The following is a 22,264-nucleotide window of genomic DNA, read 5'->3' on the forward strand; positions in this document are numbered from 1 at the left end:
TGGCCGCGGCTTGCGGCTGGGCTTTGGCGTCGGCCGAGAACAGGTTGCGAATCAGGGCCAGCTTGGGCGGAACGGCCGCATTGCCGCCGTCCAGCTGCAGTGCCTTGCTGTAGGCCTGGCTGGCCAGGCGGGCGTAGACGTCGCCCAGGTTTTCGTGGGCGGTGGCGTAGCTGGGGTTGGTGCGTATGGCCATTTCCAGCGCGGCGCGGGCCTTGTCGAACTGGCTCTGGCCGGCGTACAGCACGGCCATGTTGTTGTAGGGCTCGGGGAGCTCGGGGTAGTCTTCGGTGATCTTGGTGAAGGTGGCGATGGCCTCATTGGCCTTGCCGGTTTCGGTCTGGATCACGCCCTTGAAGAAACGCATCTGCGGGTCGCGCGGCTTGGTCGCGAGGTATTGGTCCACTTTGGCCATGGCTTCGGCAAACTGGCCGGCGCGCATCAGGCGACTGACATCCGCGTAATCGTCGGCATGGGCCGCGGACATCGACAGGGCGGCGGCAGCCACCAGCAGGCGCAGGACGGCTGACAGGGGTTTGCGTTTAAAAAAGTTTTGCGTGGGCATAAGAACTTCTCGCTATTGTTTTGGGTCCCCTGGGGCTGTTTGAGGGCCGTGGGTCGAAAATTGCCATAAACGGCCCGGCTTTTCAGGTGGCCAGAGGGGCCGCTGAATGTTGTCCATCGGGCTGGATATACTGGCCGATTGTAGCTGAGGGGGTATAGTCCATGGCCGCCCGGATTCCGTACTTTTCCGTTTTGTCGCAGGTTTTTGCGCGTATGCCAACCGGCCCTTGTCCGCCACTGGCGTCCGTGAGATAAACCTTCCTGTTCCCCCTGTCCAATTGATAGTCGGTTTTCGACCGATGTCTCCCGCCGCCCCAATTTTCATGAGCCTTCGCATTTACAACACGCTGTCGCGTGCCGTGGAAGAATTTTCCCCCCTGGAGCCCGGCCATGTGCGCATGTATGTGTGCGGCATGACGATTTACGACCTGTGCCACATCGGCCATGCGCGCATGATGATGGCCTTCGACGTGGTGCAGCGCTGGTTCAAGGCCAGCGGCCTGCGCGTGACCTATGTGCGCAACATCACGGACATCGACGACAAGATCATCAAGCGGGCGGTCGAGCGCGGCATCAGCATCCGGGCGCTGACCGACGAGATGATCCAGGCCATGCACCAGGACATAGGCGCGCTGGGCATGGAGCCGCCCTCGCTGGAGCCCCGCGCCACCGAGTACGTGCCGCAGATGCTGGGCCTGATCGCCACCCTCGAGGACAAGGGCCTGGCCTACCGCGCGCCCGGCGGCGACGTGAACTACGCGGTGCGCAAGTTCAAGGGCTACGGCAAGCTCTCGGGCAAGTCCCTGGACGAGCTGCGCGCCGGCGAGCGCGTGGCGGTGCTGGACGGCAAGGACGACCCGCTGGACTTTGTGCTCTGGAAGAGCGCCAAGCCCACCGAGCCCGATGACGCCAAGTGGGACAGCGACTACGGCCCCGGCCGCCCCGGCTGGCATATCGAGTGCTCGGCCATGAGCTGCCAGACACTGGGCGAGACCTTCGACCTGCACGGCGGCGGCGCCGACCTGCAGTTCCCGCACCATGAAAACGAGATCGCCCAGAGCGAAGGCGCGAGCGGCAAGCCACTGGCCCGCTTCTGGGTGCACAACGGTTTTGTGCGGGTGGACAACGAAAAAATGTCGAAGTCGCTGGGCAACTTCTTCACCATCCGCGATGTGCTCACCCGCTACGACGCCGAGACCATCCGCTTCTTCCTGGTGCGCACCCACTACCGCAGCGCGCTCAACTACAGCGACGCCCACCTGGACGACGCCCGGAGCGCGCTCAAGCGCCTGTACACCGCGCTGGCCGGGGTCGCAGCGGACACCGCCGCCATCGACTGGGCGCAGCCCTTCGCCGCCCGCTTCAAGGCGGCCATGGACGAGGACTTCGGCACGCCCGAGGCGGTGGCCGTGCTGTTCGACCTGGCCGGGGAAGTCAACAAAACGCGCTCGCCGGCGCTGGCGGGCCTGCTCAAAAGCCTGGGCGGCTGCCTGGGCCTGCTGCAGGGCGAGCCCGGCGCCTACCTGCAGGCCGGCGCCGGCCTGGACGAGGCCAGCATCCAGGGCCTGATCGCCGAACGCGCCGCCGCCAAGGCCGCGAAAAATTTCGCCGAGGCCGACCGCATCCGGCAGAATCTGCTGGCCCAGGGCATTGTGCTCAAGGATTCCGCCGCCGGCACCACCTGGGAGGTCCAGTTGTGACCCTTGCCCGAATGGTGGGCCCCCGGCCGCCGCTGAACCCGCAGACCCTGCGCAAGGCGCCATGAAACAGGTCGTCAAAAGCGGCCCCGCCAGCGCCGAGCTGGCCGACGTGCCCGGCCCGGTCGCCGCGGCCCCCGCCTACTGGGCCGAGGCCTGCAAGCACCTGGTCAAGAAGGACCGCGTGATGAAGCGCCTGATCCCGCAGTTCGGCGACGCCCACCTGCAGGCCCGCGGCGACGCCTTCAGCACGCTGGCGCGCAGCATCGTGGGGCAGCAGATCTCGGTCAAGGCCGCGCAAACCGTGTGGCACCGCTTCGAGGCCCTGCCCAAAAAAATGACGCCGGCCAATGTGCTCAGGCTCAAGGTCGACGACATGCGGGCCGCCGGCCTGAGCGCGCGCAAGGTCGAATACCTGGTGGACCTGGCCATCAACTTCGACGCCGGCACGGTGCACGTGAAGGACTGGCAGTCCATGGACGACGAGGCCATCATCGCCGAGCTGGTGGCCATCCGCGGCATAGGCCGCTGGACGGCCGAGATGTTTTTGATCTTTTACCTGATGCGCCCCAATGTCCTGCCGCTGGACGATATCGGCCTGATCAGCGGCATCAGCCAGAACTATTTTTCCGGCGAATCCGTTAGCCGCAGCGACGCGCGCGAGGTGGCCGCCGCCTGGGCGCCGTACTGCAGCGTTGCAACTTGGTATATTTGGCGCTCGCTGGATCCCTTGCCGGTCCTGGGTGCCCCTGGCGGCACCGAGCAAGATCTAAGTTTGAAGAAGCCCTGAGGAGCAACACATGGCGAAGAAAACCTTCCTTGATTTCGAGCAGCCGATCGCGGAACTCGAAGGAAAAATTGAAGAACTGCGCTACGTCCAGACCGAGTCGGCCGTCGATATCTCCGAAGAGATCGACCAGTTGGCCAAAAAAAGCCAGCAACTCACCAAAGACATCTACAGCGACCTGACGCCCTGGCAGATCACCAAGATCGCCCGCCACGCCGAGCGCCCCTACACGCTGGACTACATCAACGAAATCTTCACCGATTTCGTCGAGCTGCACGGCGACAGGCACTTCGCCGACGACCTGTCCATCGTCGGTGGCCTGGCCCGCTTCAACGGCACCGCCTGCATGGTGCTGGGCCACCAGAAAGGCCGCGACACCAAGGAGCGCGGCCTGCGCAACTTCGGCATGAGCAAGCCGGAGGGCTATCGCAAGGCGCTGCGCCTGATGAAAACCGCCGAGAAGTTCAAGCTGCCGGTGTTCACCTTCGTCGACACGCCCGGCGCCTATCCCGGCATAGACGCCGAGGAGCGCGGACAGTCCGAGGCCATAGGCCGCAATATCTTCGAGATGGCGCAGCTTGAAGTGCCCATCATCACCACCATCATCGGCGAGGGCGGCTCGGGCGGCGCGCTGGCGATTTCGGTGGCCGACCAGGTGGTGATGCTGCAGTACTCGATTTACTCCGTCATCAGCCCCGAAGGCTGCGCCTCCATCCTCTGGAAGACCTCCGACAAGGCCCAGGAAGCGGCTGAAGCCCTGGGCATCACCGCGCACCGCCTCAAGGCCCTAGGCGTGATCGACAAGATCGTCAACGAGCCCGTGGGCGGCGCCCACCGCGACCACAAGCAGATGGCGGCCTTCCTCAAGCGCGCCCTCAACGACGCCTTCCGCCAGGTCAGCGACCTGAAGGTCAAGGAACTGCTGGACCGCCGCTATGAACGCCTGCAAAGTTATGGCCGCTTCACCGACACCAAGGCCGACGCCAAATAAAGCGCCGGCTGGCTTCGCGCCGGGCACGGCGTGAGCGGCCCCAACCCGGCGCTGGCGGCGCTGGAATCCCTTGATCCCGTTTTGCCTGTGGGCGTGGCCTACAGCGGCGGCGCCGATTCCACGGCGCTGCTGCTGGCCGCCGCGCAGCGCTGGCCGGGGCAGGTGACGGCGCTGCACATCCACCACGGCCTGCAGGCCGCCGCCGACGACTTCGCGCGAGTTTGCGACGACACCTGCGCGCGCCTGAAGGTACCGCTGCAGGTGCTGCGGGTGCAGGCCGGCAATGCTGCGGGCCAGAGCCCCGAGGACGCCGCTCGGCTGGCGCGTTATGCCGCGCTGGCGCGGGCCGCCACCGAAAAAGGCCTGGCCGCGGTGCTGCTGGGCCAGCATGCCGACGACCAGGTCGAGACCCTGTTGCTGGCGCTGAGCCGCGGCGCGGGCCTGCCGGGCCTGGCCTCCATGGCCTCGCGTTTTGAGCGCGGCGGCATGCTGTTCCTGCGGCCGTTGCTGCAGCTCCCCGCAGCGGCCCTGCGCGCCTGGCTGCTGGAGCAGCAAATCCCCTTTGTCGACGACCCGACCAACAGCGATGAGCGCTACACCCGCAACCGCATACGCGCCCACCTGCTGCCGGCCCTGGCCGAATCCTTTCCGCAGTTTCGCGAAACCTTCGCGCGCAGCGCCCAGCACGCGGCCCAGGCGCAGGCCCTGCTGGCCGAGGTGGCCCGTGAAGACCTGGCGCGTGTCGGCACGCCACCCGCCATCGCCGCCCTGCAGGCGCTTTCCGCGCCGCGCCAGGCCAATGTGCTGCGCCACTGGCTGCTGGAGTCGCATGGGGCCACGCCCAGTGCCGCGCAGCTTGAGCAGTTGCTGTCGCAGATCGCCGCCTGCACCACCCGCGGCCACCGCATCCACCTCAAGGTGGCGACCGGCCATGTCACGCGGGCCGGCGCGGCCCTGCGCTATGAGGCCGCGGCGGATAAGCCCGCTTAACCAGGTAGTAGCCTAGGTATAATTGAAGGCTTTGCTGGCGCCGCTGCACCGCCAAAAGCCTCTCAAACAGCGCTTTTTGCCGGTAACAGCCCGCAAAAAATTCGCAACAACTTCTGATTGACATCCTGCAATGGCATTGATCGTTCATAAATACGGCGGCACGTCGATGGGCTCGACCGAGCGCATCCGCAATGTGGCCAAACGCGTGGCCAAGTGGGCGCGGGCCGGCCACCAGATGGTCGTCGTCCCCAGCGCCATGAGCGGCGAAACCAACCGCCTGCTGGGCCTGGCCAAGGAACTGGCGCCCGCCAAGGCCGGCGAAGCCTACAGCCGCGAACTCGACGCCCTGGCCGCCACCGGCGAGCAGGCTTCCAGCGCGCTGCTGGCCATCGCGCTGCAAGCCGAGGGCATGCAGGCCGTGAGCTACGCCGGCTGGCAGGTCACCATCAAGACCAACAACGCCTACACCAAGGCCCGCATCGAGTCCATCGACGACGAGCGCGTGCGCGCCGACCTGGACGCCGGCAAGGTCGTCATCATCACGGGCTTCCAGGGCGTGGACGAGGGCGGCAACGTCACCACGCTGGGCCGTGGCGGCTCCGATACCTCGGCGGTTGCCATCGCCGCGGCGCTCAAGGCGCATGAATGCCTGATCTACACCGACGTCGACGGCGTCTACACCACCGACCCGCGCGTGGTGCCCGAGGCGCGCCGCCTGCACACCGTGAGCTTTGAGGAGATGCTCGAGATGGCCTCCATGGGTTCCAAGGTGCTGCAGATCCGCTCGGTGGAATTCGCCGGCAAATACAAGGTGCCGCTGCGCGTGCTGTCCAGCTTCACCGAATGGGACATCGACATCAACGAAGAAGCCAAGTCAGGCACTTTGATCAGCTTTGAGGAAGACGAAAACATGGAACAAGCCATCGTATCGGGCATCGCTTTCAACCGCGATGAAGCCAAAATCTCCGTGCTCGGCGTGCCCGACACCCCCGGCATCGCCTACCAGATCCTGGGCGCCGTGGCCGACGCCAACATCGAAGTCGACGTCATCATCCAGAACGTCAGCAAGGACGGCAAGACCGACTTCAGCTTCACCGTCCACCGCAACGACTACTCCAAGGCCGTCGACCTGCTCAAGACCCAGGTCGTCCCCAAGCTGGGTGCGCAGGAAGTCACCGGCGACGCCAAGATCTGCAAGGTCAGCATCGTCGGCATCGGCATGCGCAGCCACGTGGGCATCGCCAGCAAGATGTTCCGCGTGCTGAGCGAGGAGGGCATCAACATCCAGATGATCTCCACCAGCGAAATCAAGACCTCCGTGGTCATCGACGAGAAGTACATGGAACTCGCCGTGCGCGCCCTGCACAAGGCTTTTGACCTGGACCAGCCTTCCACCTGAAAATGGCCGGCAAGTCGTGAGATAATCGATTTATTGGAAACGTGACCGAGTGGCCGAAGGTGCTCCCCTGCTAAGGGAGTATGGGGTGTAGAGCCTCATCGAGGGTTCGAATCCCTCCGTTTCCGCCAAGACTACCGACTCTCTCCCACACGCGGGACAGAGTCGGTTTTTTTTCGCGCTCGATTTCTGCGATCGTGTTCATCACATCGAGATTTGCTTCAAGTGCGAAGTACGCGATCTCAGTTGTGCCCGGCCAGGTCACACCTTTTTTCCATTCGCTAATGCGCGTCTGGTTCACGCCAAGCTCGTTGGCCATCTGTCCGTAATTTTTTCCGCTGCGCATTTTTGCAACGTCAATGAGAGTTTGAATGATCATTTACGTGTTTCCGTGAATTTATGATACATTCCGTAAATTGCTAAAACTTACGGGATTGCGTGAATGTACACCGTTTTACGGGAATGTGGAAATGCGCTCGCTGCGTACTGGTTGCGAAGTCATTTCGAGACGGGGAAATCTGCCAGCAATTGCGCTGAGTCGGGTATCTGCTGGTACCTGACAACCCGATGGCCGACCTTCGTAAGCCATGCGTCCCGGTCGCTGTCGGCGCCTTCTTTGCCTTTGTGGCTGCTGTCGTCGAGTTCGATGACCGCCAGGATGTCAAAGGCCTTGGTGCAAAGCACGAAGTCCGCAACTTTCCGGTTGTACCCGTTGCGGGTTGCCTGCTGTTTGCTCACTAGCAAAGCAGAGAAGGCGACCTGCGATAGCACCACGTGCTGCGGGAATGTCGAACAGAGTCGGAAAAACATGCTCTGTTCCCGCTCCGTCAGCGGACGCTTTTTCCTGAGGTCAATGTCTCGTGGAACTTCGGCGTCGCTCTGCTTGCGTTTGAGCACTGCAAGAACCACGAACACAGCTGCCACCAGCAGCGCCATCCAGACCAAGCTTTTCATTCAATCCTCTCCCTATGTTGGAGGTTCATTTTGACTGAAACCACCCGTCACAGCAGCCCGCTCCGGCCTGGGCTCGCTCCTCTGGTTGCCCCAACGGTAGGGGAGGCGAACCCTCTCTACCAACTTGAATACACCGACACCTCCGGCGCCGGCGACCTGGTCATTCAGTCCGGCTACAGCGCTGCCGACGCCGCCGTCTACCTACGCAGCCTCCTGGCCCTCGGCGTCTCGCCCGTCACCGTCAGGGTGATCGCATGAGCCGCCCCATCAAAGGCCAGTCCGGCGCAGCCATGGTCCATTCCAACATCGGCCATCTCGCCCAGACCGAGTTCCTCAAGACCTGGCCCTTCATGGCCGGCAAAACCCTAGACGAAATCTATGCCTTCGGTCGCCAGGCGCACGCAGCCGAGCGCGCCAAAGGGGCCCCGCTTGCGGGGAAGGGCGCGAGCGGCTGCGGGCCCCTCCAAAACCTCCCCGTTGGTAATCACGGGGATAACAACCCATGACACGCCCCAGTCGCTCATCACTGGTCCTGGACGGTTCCGAAGTCAAATACCGCCTCGAAGCTGAACGCCTGGCTTCCAAGACCCCGGTCCATGTCGATTGGGTCCGCTTCACGGTCCTGCGCCGCAACGCGCCCTATGTCCCTGTTGATCTGCTCTTCCCGCACCCCGACACCAACATCTGGGACGAGAACTACCGGGCCGCGCAGCAAGCCCGCGTCCTGCGCGAGATACCCGACTGCGACTTCGACGCCTCCACCCAGGCCCTGGACCTGGCGCAAACCGTTGCAGCGGCCCTAGGCCCCGACTTCGTCGTCAATCCCGAATTCAAGAAGGGCCACGACTTCTACAAATTCCGCTGGTGCATAGAGCGCAACGGCGCCGAATGCGGCTGGGTCGGCTTCCTGTCCTCCGGCGAATCACCACGCCAGAAAGCGCAAGCGCAAACCATCCATTGCAACCTGTTCGGGATGGCTTGCACTTTCGCCCATCACGGCTGGCGCGAACGCCTGGCCGACATCCTCGAAGAACGCGAAGCCACCTTGACCCGCTGCGACCTGGCCCTGGACTTCTTCGACGGCTACCCCGGCGGCATCAAGGCCATACGCGAGGACTACAACGAAGGCCGCTGCAATGTCGGCGGCAAGCTGCTCAAGGTCAACTTCGTGGGCGACTGGTCCGAGCACTCCCAAGGCGGACGCTCCCTCTACTTCGGCTCCAAGGAAGCCGGCAAGGAAACCAACGCCTACGAAAAGGGCGACCAGCTCTTCGGCGTCGAAGCCGGCAGCCCATGGCTGCGCCTGGAGCTGCGCTACGGCAACAAGCTGCGCGTGCTGCCCGTGGACATGCTGCGTCGCCCCGCCGACTTCTTCGCCGGCGCCTCGGACTGGCACACCGCGGCCCTGGCCCTGGCTGACGCCGTCGCCATCCCGCAAAAGGTCTCCACCACCGGGCGCCTGCCCATGGAAACCGTCGAAGCCGAATGCGTCAGAAACATCCGCTGGACCCTGCAGACCGCCGCGCCGTCTGTCGCCGCCGCATTCCAGTTCCTCGGCGTCGAGGAGTTCCTGACCTTCGTCAGCAACCAGAAGCTGCCAGGTCGCCTTCAAAAATTCATGCCCGCAGAGCTGGGCCGTTCATTCGCGGCGGCATTCGGTCGCCTGTCACAGCCAGAAGGTGCCCCGGCCTTCGCCATGGCTTAACAGAGGGGAGAGGAGTTAGTCAGTTATGAAAATGAAAAGCCAAGCCATCTGCACCGGCATCAAAGAGTCGTCAGGCACCTTCGAGGAAACCAAGAAGGCCTTCAGCTCCACCACCTTCCACCTGATCGTGGACGTCGCGGAAAACTCCGCCGGCCGCTCCATCGGGTCCGTCTCGCGCCCCTTCAAGTTCGGCGATGCGACCGAGTTCGAGAAATGGGCCCACCTGGGCAAGTCCTGGCCCGTAACGGGCCTGCTCTGCGACTGCGAATTCGACGTGGTGGCCGGCGCGGACAACGCCTCCAAGCTCACCCTGGTGGGCATCAAGCCCGCGCCACAACAGCAAGCCAGAGCGGCGGCCTAAACATGCGCCTCCTCATCCAGTCCAAAACGACCGGGAAGTTCCTCTGTCCTGCACTGGATGGGGGCCAGCCCGTGTGGGTCGCATCGCTGCGCGAGGCCGGCGGCGGTGTCGTCTCCGACATCGAAACCGTCAACCAGCTGGTTGAAGACAACTGCGACTTTGAAGACATGCCGCAACTCATTGACCTGGACCGCCTCGGCACGGAACGCGACTACAGCAAGAGCAAATGAAACATTCCAATTCGTTTCGCATGCGAAACCCCATCCGCACCCATAACCGCTTCGCGGCGGCCTGGGTCTACATCCACCAGGCGCTGATCACCTGCGTCGAGGTCCTGCGCCTCGGTGTGCGTGATGCCCGCGCCACATTGCGCCATCGAGCGAACTGAAAGGGGGAATGCTATGTCTGATTGTTCTGGTGGTGATTCTTCGTTTGTCGGTGTTTGCCAAAACTGCCGCTACGTGATTGAGGAAGATGAAATCGATGATTCGCAAGCGGGAGTTGAATGCCCTTCGTGCGGGTCGGATGACGTGGTGTTTGAGGAGGCTTGATGCGCTTCCTGATCTGCACCGAAGACCTTAACCCGTGCCCGCCGGACAAGGTCTCATCGCTGAGCCTGGCCGAGGCACTGGATCCGGCCCTGCTCGGCATCACACCACAAGGAGTTCTGAAAGCTTATTCATGGGGATTGGGTGCCGTGCTCACGATGTGGCTCATCGGCTACGGCATAGCCCTCGCGACCGGGTTGATACGCAAGGTTTGACTCCAGCCTGCAGCACGCCAGCGTTGTGAAACGTCGTGTGCTGTGGGGTGTAGTTCCGGGGTGTTCCCGGAAAACACCATTTGAAAAAGGAATTCAAATGAAGTTGTTCAAAACCGCCCAGAAGTTCGGCAGCACCGCAGCCGCCAAAGTCGCCGCCGTCGGCACCAGCCTGGCCCTGCTGGGCTCGCGCGCCATGGCCCAGACCGCTGATCCCAGCGTGCTGGACCAGTTCTTTGACGCCATTGGTCTGAACACCGTGGTCGGCAAGGTGGTCGCCATCGGCCTGATCATCGTCGGCATCGCGCTGGCCTTCAAGGGCCCGGACCTGGCCAAGCGCGTTATCCGCAAGGTGTAATCGTGCTCACCGGTGCCCTCATAGCCCTGTTCTGGGCCATCATCGCCCTGATCGGTGCTCTGAGCGGCATCGGTTTCTGCCTCGCGCTCGGAGGTGGCAAATGAGCCGCCTGAACCACCTGAGCCGCCTTCGCGCCCTGGTAGCGGCTGCAATGCTGCTGCTGCCATTCCATCTCCTGGCCGCGACCGTCGCGGCACCGTCCGCCTTCGAAAAATTCATGGGCCTGGCCACCGGAGCTGGCAAAACCACCGTCACCCTGGCCTCCAACGGCACCCCGCTCGCAGCGCCTGGCGTGCCGACCATAGAGACTGACGGCGGGCTACCCAAGGCCACCGCGACCGGCAGCGTCACCAATCCCGCCGGGAACCGCGTACCCGTCTCCGCCACCGCCCGCGTCCCCGCCGCCGAGATCGGCGCGGCGACGGGCCGCATGCTCGTGAGGCTGGGCCTGAAAGCCGCTGCGGTCATCGGCGCCGGCGTCGTGCTCTACGACTTCGCCAAGGAAATCAAGTTCATCCTGTCGCGCAATCCCGACGGCACCATCAAGGTCGAGAAAGAAGACCCCGACGTGTGCACCGTGGCGCCGTGCTACAGCTACACCATGTCAGGCGGGACGTTTCCCACGGCCTTGAAGGCCTGCCAGAAGCAGGCTGAGCTGGGGAAAGCCGCCAATCCGCAGTTCAACTTTGTGAACCCGCGCACGAATAGCGACATCTCAAACATGGTCTGCTATATCGACATCTATTACACAAACGGCACACCCTACGTCATGGGCGCCGTCGCGCCAATCAACGTCGCGCCCATTCCCGCCAAGCCCGTGGCCTATCTGCCCTCGTCGCAGCAAGAGTTCGTCGATGCCGTGGCCGCCAAAAGCGGCTGGCCCACCAGCTCCAAGGTCGGCCAGCTGCTCGAGGAATCCGCCGCAGAGACCGGCGTCAAGGTCAAGACCGGCCCCATGACCGTCACCGGCCCGGCCACCTCGTCAGGCGCCCAGAAGGTCACGCAGAACACCACCAACAACACGACCAAGACCGAGAACACGACCTACAACCACACCTATAACGGCGACACCATCACGACCACCACGGTGACTATCACCAATATCACGAACACCACCACGGGCGAGCCGATCTCCAGCGAGACCACCACCGAAACCCCGGACAAGGAGGAAGACCCGCCCAAGGTGGACGTCACCGACACGCCGCTGCCGGCGCAGCCCAAGCTCTACACGCCCAAGTACCCCAACGGCCTGGAAGGCGTCTGGACCCAGCAGAAGGCCGCGCTCACCGCGACGCCGCTGGCGACCCTGGCCGGCAAGCTGATGCCCCATGTCGGCAGCTCGGGCACCTGCCCGGTCATGAACATGGACCTGTCCTTCGCGGTCTGGGCCGACTTCGGGGTTCGCGACGTGGCTCCGCCTTGCTATGTCTGGGACTGGGCGCGGCTGATCGTTCTGGTCGGCGCGCTGCTGCTGGCCCGGGCCTTGATCTTCGGAGGCTGACATGTCCGCCTTCTTCTCTATGCTGCTGGCCAAGGTCACCGCCGTCCTGGAATGGATTGGGGCGCTCTGGGTGGCGGTCTTCGTCGCGCTCTGGGACCTGGTCAAGGATGGTTTCGCCTGGCAGTTCGAGCAGATGCTCAAGATCGCCATTGCGGGCATTGGCTCGATCGACACCAGCGCGGTCGATGCCTACGCCGCCCAGGTAGGCCCGCTGCCGGCCGAGCTGCTCAACATTCTGGGCCTGCTCGGGGTGGGGCCAGCGATCAGCATCATCACGGCGGCCATCGTGATTCGCCTGGTGCTGCAGCTCATCCCGTTCGTGAGGCTCGGATCATGATCAACGGGCTCGAAGGCATCCCGGGCTCGGGCAAGAGCTATGAGGCCGTGGTCTACCACGTGCTGCCGGCGCTGCAGAAAGGGCGCCTGGTCATCACCAATCTTCCGCTGCTGGTGGAGATGTTCGCCGCGGTGAACCCGGACTACCGGGATCTGATCGAGCTGCGCACCCGCACCCAGCCCATACGCGGCACCTGGGACGCGGAGCGCGTGGACGAAAAAGGCAACGGCAACGCCTTCGAACTCTTCGAGGACGGCCATACCGAAAAGCCCGACGTGAAGGTCTCGCTCTTCGGCCATGTCTGGGACTACTGGAGCGAGTGGAAGCACCCGAAAACAGGGCAGGGACCGCTCTTCATCATCGACGAGTGCCATGTGGGCATGCCCAAACTTGGGACCGATCCCCAGGTAGTCGAGTGGTACAAGCTGCATCGGCACTTCAACGCCGACGTGCTGCTGGGAACGCAGAACTTCCGGGACATGAATTCGTCCATCGCCGGCTTGCTGGCGATTCTGATCAAGGTCAGGAAGGCTGACATCCTGGGCAAGGCCGATCACTACATCCGCAAGACGCACGGCGGCTACCGGGGCGGGGTGGTCTCGACCGAGGAGCGCAAGTACAAGCCGGAGTTCTTCAAGTTCTACAAGAGCCACACGCAGGGCAACAGCGTGGCCGAATCGGCCGCGCAGGACATGGCGCCCTTCCTGGTGAAGTTCAACCGGTCCAAGTGGGCGGTGTTCGCCGTGGGGGCCGTGGCCGTGGTCTGGGCGTTCTGGCCGCAGCCGGACACGCCAAAACCGGCTGTAAAGCGTCCGCCAGCCGCCAGCCTGGTGCAGACCTCCAGCGCGGGGCAGGGGGTCGCCAAAGCCGTTTCAGACCCGGTCGGCACGGTTACCGCCGTGATTGGCAAGCAGGCGAGCGACCAGCCGGTCGGGATCAATGAAATCCCGGAGCCCTACGGGCTCAAGGGCCTGCATGTGGTGGGGCAGATCACCATGAACGGAAAGACCATCTATGTCCTGGCCGTGAGCCAGAACGGCGTGCAGATCACGACGGTGACGAGCTCGGAGCTGGAGCGGATCGGCTACAGGTGGAAGGCGCTGACGGACTGCGCGGCTTCGCTGCAGTGGAAAGAGAAGGTGAGGGCGCTGACTTGCGACAGTCCGCAGATCACGATGGCGTTGCAGAGGACGGCTACAACAGCGAATCAAGCTGTAGCGCAATAAAAACGCCCCGTTGAGGGCGCGCGCGCCTATTTCGCATGCGAAATCCGTCCTCAGCGGTGGGTTTTAGTTCGAAGGGGGCCGTTTACCGCTAGTCCATTCTTCGTGGGCCACTTCGACCGGGTTGCGATGTCCGTGCTGGGCTTGGGCCTTGGTTGCCCAATCAGTCATTCGCAGTTTGGCGGTGTCCCCAGCGGTGATTTGCTGAATGGCCGTGACGAAGGTACGGCGCCATTCTTCGCTTGGAATCATGGGTTTTCTTTCTAATTTCTGGACTGGATGCTACTCGCGCACCTGTTTCGGATGCGAAGATGCTAGTTGTGTGTCACAAACCTAGCCGAATCAACCACGTATGTATTCATATTACCGGTGTCGGTTACCACGCCGATTTTCATATCCAGCACTTCTTGGAAGTATGGCGATCCGTGATCAGTAATTGGATTCGTTACTGGCACATTGAAAACCTCGACCACAATTGCTGGGGTTACTTCCGCGGGGAAGCGACGATTTTTTAATCCTGGCTTCCATTGGACTATGTCCCCAACTGAAAAATTTTGCCTTACTCGATATGACTGCAACAGGGCTTTAAGAAGCTGTTTAGTCTCATCGTCAGAAAGAGGAGAGTTTTCTGCTTTAACAGCCGCCTGTTGCTCTTGTGCTTTGGCCTCTTGAATAAGTTCTAGGATTGTTTCTTTAAGAAGAGCCAGGTCGGATTTTGTGAAACTTACCATTGTGGGAATTCCTTTCTTCAGAGTGAAGAGGATTCAGAGATGAGCACATTCCTCATGCCGCGAGAAGCGATTTCCGCGCTGGAGGAGTTGCTTGCCGCGGCGATGAGATTGTTCGCCATGTCAGTAGCTGTGCTGCTTGCCGCGAGGATGTGCGATATCTCAGCCGCTTGACTGAATTGTGCGGACGTATAAATCAAGTTGATGGGGCGGCCGCCGCCGTAAAATCTTGTGGGGCGGATATGCTCTACATGCGTGGTTGCGTTGTTTGACTTGTGTAGCGCATTTAAATAGCGGCGTCGAGCAATCCATGCACTTCTGACGAGAGCAAGAAATATGATTGCGAAAATTGTAAGAAGAATCCAGGCGAAGGTAAGCATCTATTCCCCGAGCTGGAGTTGCATGACACGAAATCGAACATACACTGCGTACGCTCCAACGCAACCAACAATTAATAGAGATAAGACACCAAAAATTGCCAGCAGCTCTTTGTCAGATTCTTGAAGTGTGCCTTGAGCCAAATGCAATGCTTTCAGTTTTAGTGCACCGTATCCTGCCCATATTAACGCGCAAACGAATGGCGCACTTTCTCCGTTGACAACTGCAAGCCAGCCATCCTCGTGTTCTTTAGGCATACCAACCAAATCTTGTCCAAGCGCTATTAGCATCATTGCGGCAATGGGAAGAGCATCTGCGGTCCCAAAATTCGCGACGAATGCATCCTTAATACCGGTGAGCACGCACAACCCGTAGGTCATCAGCATGATGCCCGCTGGAGCAAGCAGTACCCAAACCCATCTCACGAAGGATCGTCTGATTCCAGCTGGAGTTATTGGGGGCGTTTTTTTTGTGGCCACTTGCAAGAAAAACCTTAGTTTTAGGAAATGTAGCAGGTGGGTTGCTTTATGCATACCAGGTCACGGTGATGCGTAGCTGTTTTTTATTTCTACGGCATGCAACTCCGGAGCAGCCATCGTGTCCCTCATCTAAATGGAGGAGGGACACGGGCCGCCTAGTTACTTCACATGTGGATCCATACAAGGAGAAGATCAAGAACTTGTCCACATTGTGAGCACCTTCCCAAAGAGCCTAGGTCAAGACTCGATAGAAAAGTTGGCTCAGATTTCAGCGCAATTCAGCACTGAGGGCCCGACTGAAAACGGTCTCTTTGGTCCGTTTTCTATTTCGCATGCGAATATCCTCCGGATGCGTTTTAGATCTCAGAGAAGTTGCTGATCCTGACATCACCATCAGGAAACTTCGCTGTCACGACCAAGTCTCCACCCATGGCCTGCACAAATCCCCGTAGAGTAGACATGTACATATCAGTTCGCTTCTCCATCTTGGCAATAGATGGTTGCTCGACATGAAGCACTTCAGCCAGCATCCTCTGCGTAAGACCGCGCGCCTGGCGTAGCTCATGCAAAGGCATTTCTGCCAGCATAGCTTTGGTCATCACATCCGCGCGAGCACGCGCTTCTGGTGACATCTTTGCCGTGAGTTCAGAAAATTTTCTAGCCATTTTTTACTCCTTGCCTTTCAACTCTTTCGCGATCTCTTGCAGATGCACGTCGTACAGCTGATCGGCGATGGGGACATAGGTTTCGTACCATCTGTCATCGCCGGTTTTGTCGCCGCCGATCAATAAAATTGCCGTCCTGCGTGGGTCAAATGCGTATAAGGTTCTGTAGGGCCTACCTTCGTGCTGGGTGCGCAACTCGCGCATATGACTGTGTTTTGAGCCATTAATGCCGCTGCTATACGGGAACCTTAAATTCGCCCCCTCACTTTGGAGTAGGCCGACGGTAGCCTTCAGGGATATCTGTTCATCCTCGGTGAGACTGTCCCACCATGCCCCAAATTCATCGGTAAATTCAATTTCCCAAGCCATGAGGAAATTATAGCCTTGAGGGAATATTCCATCAAGTGCATATTCTGAGGTTCAGATTTGTTAATTTCTCATCTCTTGAGAAGAGGACTTATTGGCGAATTCATGCGAAAGAGGTATGAATTTCCCAATCGAAATACTGGATGTAATTTCAGTACTGTTTATAAAAACAGTTATTCGGGTAAAATAAAGCGCCTCAAAAAATTGATGTTCTAAATAGCATCACTTAGGAGGCGCCAAAGCAACACCTGCCGCTGAGCAACGAGGGGTGCGACCTTCCAGATTAACAGCCTGGAATGGTTCATGACGATAGGAGAAGGATAGGGCGCATGGCTATTGGTTGTGCTGTTGAAGGACCTCAGTCAGCCGAGCATCTTGCCTGGCCGAACCATCAACTTAACCAATGAGGTTTATATGACCCGCTTGCTAATTACTGCCATCAATAAAACACCGCGTGACGATCGTTACGAGCACATTCAGCGCTTCGGGGGAATTGACATGGACACGAATTTGCCTTGGGAGGCCCCCTTTGACGAGGCCATCGCTATGGCAAAAAGTCCCCATGTGCACTTTTTCGTCCATTCGACGAAGAGTTTGCTCAGCCCACCAATTTCTGTTGGCCTATATTTGAGCAACTACGGTAATCTCTGCCTGCGAAGTGACCCCAACGGTGTTGAAGCCGACAATCTGCTGAGCTTGCCTGAGCTTTCCAGTCGCAATATGCTCTCAGGCCTCATGAACTCATCATCACGGCCCACAGGTTTCGGGATTATCGAGGGCGAAAGAAACAAACTAGCCAGACTAGCCCTTGCAGACGCGCTTAAAAAGCGCTAACTGCGTATGGGCCAGTGCAGAAGTGATGCTGGCTTACTTTATTACGGACTAGGTTCTTCTTGTCTGGCCCGCCGTTCCTCCTCCTGCCTCGCCCTTTCCCTGGCATCAGCCAGACATTGATCGTGCCGGCGCCGCACCTCCCGCTGCGCCAGCTCATACCGCCTGACCTCCCGGTAGTCGTCAAGCAAAGCGCAGAAGACGATCAGGGCAATCAGGAGGAGACTGACCCACAGCCATATTTCACCGAGGCCCATGGTTATGCCTCCCCATGGATCAGCGCATGCACCTCGCTAGCCAGGCCCTCCAGCGTCAGCTTGAGGCCCGAATTTCCCAAAATAAACGCTGCTGTGTTCCAGTTCGCAGCCTCGCCGTCTTCCATGATCAGCTGATGCAGGCCACGCAGCTTTAAAAGGTCAGTGGCCTTGGCCAGTGCCTTGCCGGCGTCGTACTCCTGCTTGTAGTGGCCCGCAATCTCCGCCTGCTGCGCCTTGGTCAGGCCCCGGATTAGCTCGGCAATAGGCGCATGGCCTTCCTCCCTGAGCTGCTCGTCCAGATCACCTTCCGCGTTCCAGGCGTTCCACTTCGGCGGCTCGGGCTCCTTGTCCTCGCCATCCAGCGCCAGGCTTTCCTGCTTCGCGGCCTTCTTGTCCGCCTTCTTCTGCGCAATCTCGGCCGCCAGCTCCTCCTTGAGCGCCGCCAGCAGCGCCCGCGCTTCCTCCCGGCCCGCCTTGCCCGCCTCCAGCCGGTCCACCAGCTGGGTTCCCCGCGGATACCACTTCCCGGTTTTCTCGATCTGGTTCACCACCAGGACCAGCTCAAGGTCTTCCGTCGTCTCGCTCTGCATAAATTGCCGGGTGTAGTAGCCCAGGTTCTCCACCGACGCAGCCAGATGTTTTGACACCCAGGACTTGGACTTCTTCACCAATTGGCAAATCTCCGAAAGCGTCTTGCCCTGGTCGGCCAGGCCGCGCAGGCCTGCCGCAAGCTCCATCAAGGACAGATCCTCCCGCTGCACGTTCTCCACCAATTGGAGGATGCCCGCCCGTTGATCGTCCGCCTCCCCAATCAGCGCCGGTACATGCGAGAACCCGGCCATGAACGCGGCCCTGCAGCGGCGCTCGCCGGCAATCAGCGCAAAGCGATCCCCGACCGGTCGCAGCAGCACCGGCTGCAGCATCCCCTGAGCTTTGAGCGACTCGGCCAGCTCCTGCAGCTCGTCCTCGTCCAGGCCGGACGCAGTGCGGACCTGCGGCAGGAAGTCGATCACGTTGAGGGACACAAACTCAAGGGCCGGTTTCGCATGCGAAACGGCAGCAGCGGGGGAAACGATCTCGGTAGTAACAGCAGACATGGAAATCTCCAAGGGAAGTTGATGAACGAGGGGAGTTAAAAAACATCCTCTCGCTCGGGCTTCCTCGTTCCCCCGAGTAGGGGGCGGAGGGGGGTGCTGCTAGTTCAACAAGAAAAAACCGGGATGACCCGGTTGCCGCTGTATTAAAAATCCCCCCACAAGTGCCCCTCACACCGGGACGGGGTCTTGTGGGGGGATTCAGCGGCGACCGGGGCAGCCCGGTTTTTTCACGGCGCGAGGTCTGGCGCCCGCAGCCGACGTGACACAAAGCGCAGCGACTGGCACCAAAGGATGCAGCCAGGCCGGATTATCGGTAGCGCTGCATACGACTAAAGAATTCAGTGTGGTTATCTTGCAATCCAATCGCGATATCTCGTTTCACTTGTCACCAAAACTACATCAGTCAATTGAATGATCAAGCACTTGACCAGATAGCGGAGCTATTAAGTGCTAGATGACACCCCTCAAACTAACGACGCCGCAACCTTCGAAGTTGCTGACGAGATCCCAGTTGTGGAGTACGTGCGCATGTCGACGGAGCACCAAAAATATTCCACAGAGAATCAGGGGGCAACCATTGCGGAATACGCAGCACGTCACGGTATGCGGATTATCCGAACCTACACGGATGCGGGAAAGAGCGGCCTGAATCTCAAAGGACGAAGTGCGCTTCAGCAGCTTTTGCGTGATGTACAGCACCCTAAACCTGATTTCAGCGCCGTGTTGGTGTATGACATAAGTCGATGGGGCCGCTTTCCCGATCCGGATGAAGCCGCAGTGTATGAGCACTCGTGTAAGAGCCGTGGAATTCGCGTAATTTATTGCGCGGAACCATTTAGTAATGATGGCTCCATGCCCTCAACGGTTTTCATTGGCATCAAACGCAGCATGGCTGCGGAGTACAGCCGTGAGCTCTCCGTAAAGGTCTTTGCGGGGCAACGTAATCTCGTGCAGCTTGGGTATCGTCAAGGAGGTCCTCCAGGATTTGGCCTTCGGCGTCAGCTAATTGATGAGCAACATGGGGTGAAAGGCTTTCTATCTCGTGGCGAAAAGAAAAGTATCCAGACGGACAGAGTGATTCTGGTGCCGGGCCCTCTAGAAGAGGTGGCTATCGTTCACCGGATCTATCGACATTTCCTCGAAGATGGAATGCCCGAGCGAATAATTGCGTCCGTGCTAAATCGAGATGGCGTTCGCTCCGACGCCGGGGCGTCGTGGACACGCGGCACCATCCACCAAATCCTCACGAACGAGAAATACATTGGCAACAATGTCTATAACAGAACGTCCTTCAAGCTGAAGATCAAGCATAAGCAAAACAGCCCTGAAGCATGGATCCGTAAGGATGGCGCATTTGAAGCGATCGTCCCGATACATCTGTTTCGACAAGCTCAAACGATCATTGAGAACCGATCACGGCGATTTGACGACGCTCAAATGCTCGATTTGCTCAAGCAAACGCTTGAAAAGCATGGCGCGCTTTCGGGGATAGTAATCGACGAGGACGAAAACTTACCGTCTAGCGCCGCATATCGCAGCCGGTTCGGCAGTCTTCTGCGTGCGTACAGCTTAGTGGGTTATAGGCCGAATCGAGATTATGCGTATCTTGAGATAAACCGGGAGCTTCGGCGTCGTCACCCGCAGCTAATAGACGAAATGACTGAGCAAATTGGACAGTTCGGTGGTTCGACGGAGCGCGACCCATCGACTGATCTTCTAACGATTAACGGTGATTTCACCGCATCTCTCGTAATCGCTCGATGTAAATCTATGCCCTCGGGGACACTTCGCTGGCGAATACGCTTTGATGCCGGCCTTCAACCTGATATCACGGTTGTTGCGAGGATGGATCAGTCGAATCTCCACGCTTTCGACTACTACCTTTTGCCCTCTATTGATTTTGCGCCGGATGTGTTGCCGACACTGGAAGACAACGGATTTTTTCTCGATGCTTATCGCACCAGTTCTCTTGAATTTTTCTATCAGCTAGCAGGGCGACAGCCACTGGAGGAAATTGTTTGATGCATTCACCTACAAAGATCGAAATGATCCTGATCGACGATATCGCGGTGGTTAATCCCCGGGTTCGGAACGCCAAAATTCATCGAGTAATTACTGAGAGTATTGAGGACGTAGGACTCAAGCGGCCGATTACCGTGCGTCGTTTAAATTCCGGTTCTGGGGAGAAGCCGTATGCATTAATTTGCGGGCAGGGCCGGCTTGAATCCTACAAAATGTTGGGACAGACTGAGATTGCTGCACTGGTGGCCGATGTGGACGAAGAAACAGGGCATGTAATGAGCATCGTCGAGAACGTTGCTCGTCGGTCACCGCGAGCCGGCGAAGCGCTTGAACAGGTTCGCTCGTTACGAAGCCGCGGCTACAGCGACGCTGAGATCGGCATAAAGCTTGGCTATGAAAAAACCTGGGTTAGCAACGTTGTGACTCTATTGGAGCGAGGGGAGAGGCGCTTGCTCATTGCTGCAGAATCGGGATACATACCATTGAACCTGGCTGTAAGTATTTCTCGTTCTAGCGATAGTGAGGTACAGCAATTGTTGTTGGACGCTTATGAAAGCGGTGAAATCAAGGGGCGTAAAGTGCTCGCTGTGAGGAAAATCCTTGAGCAGAGAATGCGCAACGGAAAGCAAGGTCGCATATCCTTTAGGAGCGGATCCAACAGGCGACCGATGAGCCCAGAAGATCTAGCTAAGCTATATCAGCGAGACACAGCAAAGCACCAACTAATTCAGAAAAAAGCGGAGCACACGCAGGGCGCACTGCTGTTGACGCAGCAGATATTCAAAGAACTTTTTTCTAGTGATGAATTTCGCGAGCTACTTAGGAGGGAGAAGCTCACGGATGTCCCGACACCTTTAGTCGACTTGGCTCGTCAGGAAGGATTCTTGCCATGAGCAAGGTGCCGAAACCGGTTCGTTTGGGTTTTGAGCGCGATTGCATAGATATTCCCTTGGATCTTCTACATGCGGCAACGCCATTTCTCCCGAATCTTAAGAGTACGACTAAATATCTGCAGATCCGCGCTTCAGTGCATGCCATTGGACTCGTAGAGCCCATCGTCATTGCGCAGAGAAAAGAGGTGCCTGGAACCTTCTTGGTGCTGGATGGAAAGATGCGGTTAGAGGCATTGCGTGACCTTGAAGTCAAAACGGTGAGATGCTTAATATCGACGGATGATGAAGGCTACACATACAACAAACGAGTTAATCGCTTGTCCACGATCCAGGAGCATCGAATGATCGTTAAGGCTGCGGAGCGTGGTGTTTCTGTAAAACGTCTTTCCGATGCGTTGAATATTTCTGAGGATGCAATTCATTTGCGGTTTAGATTATTGGATGGGATTTGCAGCGAGGTCATCGCTTTGCTAGCTGACAAGCCGGCGCCGATGGGCATATTTAGTTCACTGCGGCAGATGAAACCATTTCGGCAGATCGATGTGGCACAGGCGATGATTAATTTGAATAATTACTCGCTAAAGCTGACAGCAGCCATGCTGCATGGCTCCTCATCAGAACAGTTGATAGAGGATCGCACCACGAAGGTAGGGAGAGGAGGTGGCGTGTCGGAGACTTTGCAGCGCCTTGAGCGTGAGTTAGTTGCGGTCCAGGCTGATACCAAGCTTTTGGAGGAGGGCTATGGCCCAGCCAATCTTCAACTCGTTATTATTAAAACCTACATTAAGAGTCTTCTTGACAATGCGACGGTTGTCCGGTGGCTGGCAAAGAGGCGCTCAGAGTATTTGCAGCAGCTTCAATTGATTGCCGACATCAAGCAGTTGCCAGCGAAATGAGGGCCGACTGGTGGCTTTAAAACGAAATGCA

The 22,264-nt window shown here is 59.1% G+C and carries 28 protein-coding genes and 1 tRNA gene; 21 read left to right on the forward strand and 8 right to left on the reverse strand.

What is annotated here, in order from left to right; translation table 11 throughout:
* Positions 1 to 562 (reverse strand): tetratricopeptide repeat protein (locus tag PMI15_RS14725; protein WP_007870428.1); only part of this gene is annotated, 562 nt, incomplete at its 3' end.
* Positions 563 to 884: 322 nt separating this feature from the next.
* Here PMI15_RS14725 and cysS point away from each other — a divergent pair.
* The 6 genes from cysS to PMI15_RS14755 all read left to right on the forward strand — a co-directional run bounded on the left by cysS (position 885) and on the right by PMI15_RS14755 (position 6,553).
* Entirely contained in the window at positions 885 to 2,261 is a 1,377-nt protein-coding gene (gene cysS / locus PMI15_RS14730; protein WP_007870430.1) for a cysteine--tRNA ligase, read from the forward strand.
* Between the two features lie 61 nt (positions 2,262 to 2,322).
* On the forward strand, positions 2,323 to 3,048 hold the full coding sequence (locus PMI15_RS14735; protein WP_007870432.1) for a DNA-3-methyladenine glycosylase: 726 nt from the start codon (positions 2,323 to 2,325) through the stop codon (positions 3,046 to 3,048).
* Positions 3,049 to 3,058: 10 nt separating this feature from the next.
* A complete protein-coding gene (locus tag PMI15_RS14740; RefSeq protein ID WP_007870434.1) occupies positions 3,059 to 4,036 on the forward strand; it encodes an acetyl-CoA carboxylase carboxyltransferase subunit alpha in 978 nt (325 codons plus the stop codon).
* 30 nt (positions 4,037 to 4,066) lie between these two features.
* Complete coding sequence (tilS, locus tag PMI15_RS14745; protein ID WP_007870436.1) at positions 4,067 to 5,026, forward strand: tRNA lysidine(34) synthetase TilS; 960 nt, start codon at positions 4,067 to 4,069, stop codon at positions 5,024 to 5,026.
* Positions 5,027 to 5,156: 130 nt separating this feature from the next.
* The gene (locus tag PMI15_RS14750; RefSeq protein WP_007870438.1) at positions 5,157 to 6,425 is read left to right on the forward strand and encodes an aspartate kinase; all 1,269 of its coding nucleotides are present in this window, start codon (positions 5,157 to 5,159) and stop codon (positions 6,423 to 6,425) included.
* 35 nt (positions 6,426 to 6,460) lie between these two features.
* A tRNA-Ser gene (locus PMI15_RS14755) sits at positions 6,461 to 6,553 on the forward strand.
* 367 nt (positions 6,554 to 6,920) lie between these two features.
* On the opposite strand, the gene PMI15_RS14760 is transcribed toward PMI15_RS14755, so the two are convergent.
* The gene (locus tag PMI15_RS14760; RefSeq protein WP_007870441.1) at positions 6,921 to 7,376 is read right to left on the reverse strand and encodes a DUF2726 domain-containing protein; all 456 of its coding nucleotides are present in this window, start codon (positions 7,374 to 7,376) and stop codon (positions 6,921 to 6,923) included.
* 30 nt (positions 7,377 to 7,406) lie between these two features.
* Here PMI15_RS14760 and PMI15_RS14765 point away from each other — a divergent pair, with 30 nt between their 5' ends.
* From PMI15_RS14765 to PMI15_RS14810, 11 genes are all read left to right on the forward strand, one after another.
* A complete protein-coding gene (locus PMI15_RS14765) occupies positions 7,407 to 7,634 on the forward strand; it encodes a hypothetical protein (protein ID WP_007870444.1) in 228 nt (75 codons plus the stop codon).
* The gene (locus PMI15_RS14770) at positions 7,631 to 7,882 is read left to right on the forward strand and encodes a hypothetical protein (protein WP_007870447.1); all 252 of its coding nucleotides are present in this window, start codon (positions 7,631 to 7,633) and stop codon (positions 7,880 to 7,882) included. Before PMI15_RS14765 ends, PMI15_RS14770 begins: the two co-directional genes overlap by 4 nt.
* A complete protein-coding gene (locus PMI15_RS14775) occupies positions 7,879 to 9,081 on the forward strand; it encodes a replication initiation factor domain-containing protein (protein ID WP_007870453.1) in 1,203 nt (400 codons plus the stop codon). Before PMI15_RS14770 ends, PMI15_RS14775 begins: the two co-directional genes overlap by 4 nt.
* A gap of 25 nt (positions 9,082 to 9,106) precedes the next feature.
* Positions 9,107 to 9,442, forward strand: coding sequence for a hypothetical protein (locus tag PMI15_RS14780; RefSeq protein ID WP_007870454.1), 336 nt, complete (start codon positions 9,107 to 9,109; stop codon positions 9,440 to 9,442).
* 2 nt (positions 9,443 to 9,444) lie between these two features.
* Positions 9,445 to 9,672: a hypothetical protein gene (locus tag PMI15_RS14785; RefSeq protein ID WP_007870457.1), complete on the forward strand. Its 228-nt coding sequence runs from the start codon at positions 9,445 to 9,447 to the stop codon at positions 9,670 to 9,672.
* Complete coding sequence (locus PMI15_RS24845; protein WP_007870476.1) at positions 9,669 to 9,830, forward strand: hypothetical protein; 162 nt, start codon at positions 9,669 to 9,671, stop codon at positions 9,828 to 9,830. The genes PMI15_RS14785 and PMI15_RS24845 overlap by 4 nt, the downstream gene beginning before the upstream one ends.
* Before the next feature lie 162 nt (positions 9,831 to 9,992).
* Complete coding sequence (locus PMI15_RS14790) at positions 9,993 to 10,205, forward strand: hypothetical protein (protein WP_007870479.1); 213 nt, start codon at positions 9,993 to 9,995, stop codon at positions 10,203 to 10,205.
* Between the two features lie 97 nt (positions 10,206 to 10,302).
* Positions 10,303 to 10,560, forward strand: coding sequence for a hypothetical protein (locus PMI15_RS14795; protein ID WP_007870481.1), 258 nt, complete (start codon positions 10,303 to 10,305; stop codon positions 10,558 to 10,560).
* 100 nt (positions 10,561 to 10,660) lie between these two features.
* On the forward strand, positions 10,661 to 12,061 hold the full coding sequence (locus PMI15_RS14800) for a hypothetical protein (protein WP_007870485.1): 1,401 nt from the start codon (positions 10,661 to 10,663) through the stop codon (positions 12,059 to 12,061).
* A gap of 1 nt (position 12,062) precedes the next feature.
* Positions 12,063 to 12,398, forward strand: coding sequence for a DUF2523 family protein (locus tag PMI15_RS14805; protein WP_007870487.1), 336 nt, complete (start codon positions 12,063 to 12,065; stop codon positions 12,396 to 12,398).
* Complete coding sequence (locus PMI15_RS14810; RefSeq protein WP_007870490.1) at positions 12,395 to 13,624, forward strand: zonular occludens toxin domain-containing protein; 1,230 nt, start codon at positions 12,395 to 12,397, stop codon at positions 13,622 to 13,624. Before PMI15_RS14805 ends, PMI15_RS14810 begins: the two co-directional genes overlap by 4 nt.
* A gap of 311 nt (positions 13,625 to 13,935) precedes the next feature.
* On the opposite strand, the gene PMI15_RS24850 is transcribed toward PMI15_RS14810, so the two are convergent.
* The 5 genes from PMI15_RS24850 to PMI15_RS14820 all read right to left on the reverse strand — a co-directional run bounded on the left by PMI15_RS24850 (position 13,936) and on the right by PMI15_RS14820 (position 16,240).
* Complete coding sequence (locus PMI15_RS24850; RefSeq protein WP_157214639.1) at positions 13,936 to 14,352, reverse strand: hypothetical protein; 417 nt, start codon at positions 14,350 to 14,352, stop codon at positions 13,936 to 13,938.
* A gap of 17 nt (positions 14,353 to 14,369) precedes the next feature.
* The gene (locus PMI15_RS25330) at positions 14,370 to 14,729 is read right to left on the reverse strand and encodes a hypothetical protein (protein ID WP_157214640.1); all 360 of its coding nucleotides are present in this window, start codon (positions 14,727 to 14,729) and stop codon (positions 14,370 to 14,372) included.
* Positions 14,730 to 15,113, reverse strand: coding sequence for a hypothetical protein (locus tag PMI15_RS24860; protein WP_157214641.1), 384 nt, complete (start codon positions 15,111 to 15,113; stop codon positions 14,730 to 14,732). It abuts the gene before it with no gap.
* A 449-nt stretch (positions 15,114 to 15,562) separates the two neighbouring features.
* Entirely contained in the window at positions 15,563 to 15,871 is a 309-nt protein-coding gene (locus tag PMI15_RS14815; protein ID WP_036839211.1) for an XRE family transcriptional regulator, read from the reverse strand.
* Between the two features lie 3 nt (positions 15,872 to 15,874).
* Complete coding sequence (locus PMI15_RS14820; protein WP_007870494.1) at positions 15,875 to 16,240, reverse strand: type II toxin-antitoxin system RelE/ParE family toxin; 366 nt, start codon at positions 16,238 to 16,240, stop codon at positions 15,875 to 15,877.
* A gap of 411 nt (positions 16,241 to 16,651) precedes the next feature.
* Between PMI15_RS14820 and PMI15_RS14825 the strand changes: the two genes are divergently transcribed.
* A complete protein-coding gene (locus tag PMI15_RS14825; RefSeq protein WP_157214642.1) occupies positions 16,652 to 17,071 on the forward strand; it encodes a DUF3892 domain-containing protein in 420 nt (139 codons plus the stop codon).
* 256 nt (positions 17,072 to 17,327) lie between these two features.
* Here PMI15_RS14825 and PMI15_RS24075 read toward each other — a convergent pair whose 3' ends face one another.
* The gene (locus PMI15_RS24075) at positions 17,328 to 18,422 is read right to left on the reverse strand and encodes a ParB/RepB/Spo0J family partition protein (RefSeq protein ID WP_007870501.1); all 1,095 of its coding nucleotides are present in this window, start codon (positions 18,420 to 18,422) and stop codon (positions 17,328 to 17,330) included.
* A 513-nt stretch (positions 18,423 to 18,935) separates the two neighbouring features.
* Between PMI15_RS24075 and PMI15_RS14840 the strand changes: the two genes are divergently transcribed.
* The 3 genes from PMI15_RS14840 to PMI15_RS14850 are packed head-to-tail and all read left to right on the forward strand — an operon-like array spanning position 18,936 to position 22,233.
* Entirely contained in the window at positions 18,936 to 20,444 is a 1,509-nt protein-coding gene (locus PMI15_RS14840) for a recombinase family protein (RefSeq protein WP_369751958.1), read from the forward strand.
* A 23-nt stretch (positions 20,445 to 20,467) separates the two neighbouring features.
* Positions 20,468 to 21,337 (forward strand): plasmid partitioning protein RepB C-terminal domain-containing protein, encoded by an 870-nt coding sequence (locus PMI15_RS14845; protein WP_238541131.1) that lies wholly within the window; start codon positions 20,468 to 20,470, stop codon positions 21,335 to 21,337.
* Positions 21,334 to 22,233 (forward strand): plasmid partitioning protein RepB C-terminal domain-containing protein, encoded by a 900-nt coding sequence (locus PMI15_RS14850; protein WP_007870510.1) that lies wholly within the window; start codon positions 21,334 to 21,336, stop codon positions 22,231 to 22,233. The genes PMI15_RS14845 and PMI15_RS14850 overlap by 4 nt, the downstream gene beginning before the upstream one ends.
* The last annotated feature ends 31 nt before the right edge of the window (positions 22,234 to 22,264 follow it).

This window comes from Polaromonas sp. CF318 (assembly GCF_000282655.1).
GTDB lineage: Bacteria > Pseudomonadota > Gammaproteobacteria > Burkholderiales > Burkholderiaceae_C > Polaromonas.

What these genes read in the sequence shown, in the direction of transcription:
- PMI15_RS24860 (WP_157214641.1), bottom strand. Translation starts at nt 15,113, where the DNA reads ATGCTGATGACCTACGGGTTGTGCGTGCTCACCGGTATTAAGGATGCA.
- PMI15_RS14735 (WP_007870432.1), top strand. Translation starts at nt 2,323, where the DNA reads ATGAAACAGGTCGTCAAAAGCGGCCCCGCCAGCGCCGAGCTGGCCGAC.
- PMI15_RS25330 (WP_157214640.1), bottom strand. Translation starts at nt 14,729, where the DNA reads ATGCTTACCTTCGCCTGGATTCTTCTTACAATTTTCGCAATCATATTT.
- PMI15_RS14780 (WP_007870454.1), top strand. Translation starts at nt 9,107, where the DNA reads ATGAAAATGAAAAGCCAAGCCATCTGCACCGGCATCAAAGAGTCGTCA.
- PMI15_RS24845 (WP_007870476.1), top strand. Translation starts at nt 9,669, where the DNA reads ATGAAACATTCCAATTCGTTTCGCATGCGAAACCCCATCCGCACCCAT.
- PMI15_RS14850 (WP_007870510.1), top strand. Translation starts at nt 21,334, where the DNA reads ATGAGCAAGGTGCCGAAACCGGTTCGTTTGGGTTTTGAGCGCGATTGC.
- PMI15_RS14800 (WP_007870485.1), top strand. Translation starts at nt 10,661, where the DNA reads ATGAGCCGCCTGAACCACCTGAGCCGCCTTCGCGCCCTGGTAGCGGCT.
- PMI15_RS14820 (WP_007870494.1), bottom strand. Translation starts at nt 16,240, where the DNA reads ATGGCTTGGGAAATTGAATTTACCGATGAATTTGGGGCATGGTGGGAC.
- PMI15_RS14790 (WP_007870479.1), top strand. Translation starts at nt 9,993, where the DNA reads ATGCGCTTCCTGATCTGCACCGAAGACCTTAACCCGTGCCCGCCGGAC.
- PMI15_RS14795 (WP_007870481.1), top strand. Translation starts at nt 10,303, where the DNA reads ATGAAGTTGTTCAAAACCGCCCAGAAGTTCGGCAGCACCGCAGCCGCC.
- PMI15_RS14805 (WP_007870487.1), top strand. Translation starts at nt 12,063, where the DNA reads ATGTCCGCCTTCTTCTCTATGCTGCTGGCCAAGGTCACCGCCGTCCTG.
- PMI15_RS14815 (WP_036839211.1), bottom strand. Translation starts at nt 15,871, where the DNA reads ATGGCTAGAAAATTTTCTGAACTCACGGCAAAGATGTCACCAGAAGCG.
- PMI15_RS14770 (WP_007870447.1), top strand. Translation starts at nt 7,631, where the DNA reads ATGAGCCGCCCCATCAAAGGCCAGTCCGGCGCAGCCATGGTCCATTCC.
- PMI15_RS14845 (WP_238541131.1), top strand. Translation starts at nt 20,468, where the DNA reads ATGATCCTGATCGACGATATCGCGGTGGTTAATCCCCGGGTTCGGAAC.
- PMI15_RS24075 (WP_007870501.1), bottom strand. Translation starts at nt 18,422, where the DNA reads ATGTCTGCTGTTACTACCGAGATCGTTTCCCCCGCTGCTGCCGTTTCG.
- PMI15_RS14810 (WP_007870490.1), top strand. Translation starts at nt 12,395, where the DNA reads ATGATCAACGGGCTCGAAGGCATCCCGGGCTCGGGCAAGAGCTATGAG.
- PMI15_RS14760 (WP_007870441.1), bottom strand. Translation starts at nt 7,376, where the DNA reads ATGAAAAGCTTGGTCTGGATGGCGCTGCTGGTGGCAGCTGTGTTCGTG.
- PMI15_RS14740 (WP_007870434.1), top strand. Translation starts at nt 3,059, where the DNA reads ATGGCGAAGAAAACCTTCCTTGATTTCGAGCAGCCGATCGCGGAACTC.
- cysS (WP_007870430.1), top strand. Translation starts at nt 885, where the DNA reads ATGAGCCTTCGCATTTACAACACGCTGTCGCGTGCCGTGGAAGAATTT.
- PMI15_RS14785 (WP_007870457.1), top strand. Translation starts at nt 9,445, where the DNA reads ATGCGCCTCCTCATCCAGTCCAAAACGACCGGGAAGTTCCTCTGTCCT.
- PMI15_RS14750 (WP_007870438.1), top strand. Translation starts at nt 5,157, where the DNA reads ATGGCATTGATCGTTCATAAATACGGCGGCACGTCGATGGGCTCGACC.
- PMI15_RS14775 (WP_007870453.1), top strand. Translation starts at nt 7,879, where the DNA reads ATGACACGCCCCAGTCGCTCATCACTGGTCCTGGACGGTTCCGAAGTC.
- PMI15_RS14825 (WP_157214642.1), top strand. Translation starts at nt 16,652, where the DNA reads ATGACCCGCTTGCTAATTACTGCCATCAATAAAACACCGCGTGACGAT.
- PMI15_RS24850 (WP_157214639.1), bottom strand. Translation starts at nt 14,352, where the DNA reads ATGGTAAGTTTCACAAAATCCGACCTGGCTCTTCTTAAAGAAACAATC.